Origin of the sequence: Gemmiger formicilis (assembly GCF_018784445.1) — a bacterium.
GTDB lineage: Bacteria > Bacillota > Clostridia > Oscillospirales > Ruminococcaceae > Gemmiger.
This window is the reverse complement of the sequence record NZ_WQOH01000081.1, coordinates 1-1,433: the sequence shown is the minus strand read 5'-3', so window position 1 is coordinate 1,433 and position 1,433 is coordinate 1. Positions and strand designations below refer to the sequence as shown.

1 rRNA gene is annotated in these 1,433 nt (G+C 53.7%); it reads right to left on the bottom strand.

From position 1 onward, the window contains the following. Positions 1–14: 14 nt before the first annotated feature. Positions 15–1,433 (bottom strand): 16S ribosomal RNA (locus GPK89_RS14860); the annotation flags it as partial.

Sequence of the window (1,433 nt, the reverse complement as noted above, 5' to 3'; positions counted from 1 at the left end):
GTCTGACTCCCTAGAAAGGAGGTGATCCAGCCGCACCTTCCGATACGGCTACCTTGTTACGACTTCACCCCAATCACCAGTTTTACCTTCGGCGGCGTCCTCCTTGCGGTTAGACTACCGACTTCGGGTCCCCCCGGCTCTCATGGTGTGACGGGCGGTGTGTACAAGGCCCGGGAACGTATTCACCGCGGCATGCTGATCCGCGATTACTAGCAATTCCGACTTCATGCAGGCGAGTTGCAGCCTGCAATCTGAACTGAGACGTTGTTTTTGAGTTTTGCTCCACCTCGCGGTCTTGCTTCTCTTTGTTAAACGCCATTGTAGTACGTGTGTAGCCCAGGTCATAAAGGGCATGATGATTTGACGTCATCCCCACCTTCCTCCGTTTTGTCAACGGCAGTCTCGCCAGAGTCCTCTTACGTAGTAACTGGCAATAAGGGTTGCGCTCGTTGCGGGACTTAACCCAACATCTCACGACACGAGCTGACGACAACCATGCACCACCTGTCTCGATGTCCCGAAGGACTTCACGCATCTCTGCGCTATGCATCGGATGTCAAGACCTGGTAAGGTTCTTCGCGTTGCTTCGAATTAAACCACATACTCCACTGCTTGTGCGGGCCCCCGTCAATTCCTTTGAGTTTCAACCTTGCGGTCGTACTCCCCAGGTGGATTACTTATTGTGTTAACTGCGGCACTGAAGGGGTCAATCCTCCAACACCTAGTAATCATCGTTTACGGCATGGACTACCAGGGTATCTAATCCTGTTTGCTACCCATGCTTTCGAGCCTCAGCGTCAGTTGGTGCCCAGTAGGTCGCCTTCGCCACTGGTGTTCCTCCCGATATCTACGCATTCCACCGCTACACCGGGAATTCCACCTACCTCTGCACTACTCAAGGCCAGCAGTTTTGAAAGCAATTTATGGGTTGAGCCCATAGTTTTCACTTCCAACTTGCCGGTCCGCCTGCGCTCCCTTTACACCCAGTAATTCCGGACAACGCTTGCACCCTACGTTTTACCGCGGCTGCTGGCACGTAGTTAGCCGGTGCTTTCTTGTTAGGTACCGTCATTATCGTCCCTAACGACAGGAGTTTACAATCCGAAAACCTTCTTCCTCCACGCGGCGTCGCTGCATCAGGGTTTCCCCCATTGTGCAATATCCCCCACTGCTGCCTCCCGTAGGAGTCTGGGCCGTGTCTCAGTCCCAATGTGGCCGTTCAACCTCTCAGTCCGGCTACCAATCGTCGCCTTGGTGGGCCGTTACCTCACCAACTAGCTAATTGGACGCGAGTCCATCCTAGAGCGAATAAATCCTTTTCCCGCAGATCCATGCAGATCCGTGGGCTTATGCGGTATTAGCAGTCGTTTCCAACTGTTGTCCCCCACTCCAGGGCAGGTTACTCACGCGTTACTCACCCGTTCGCCACTAAG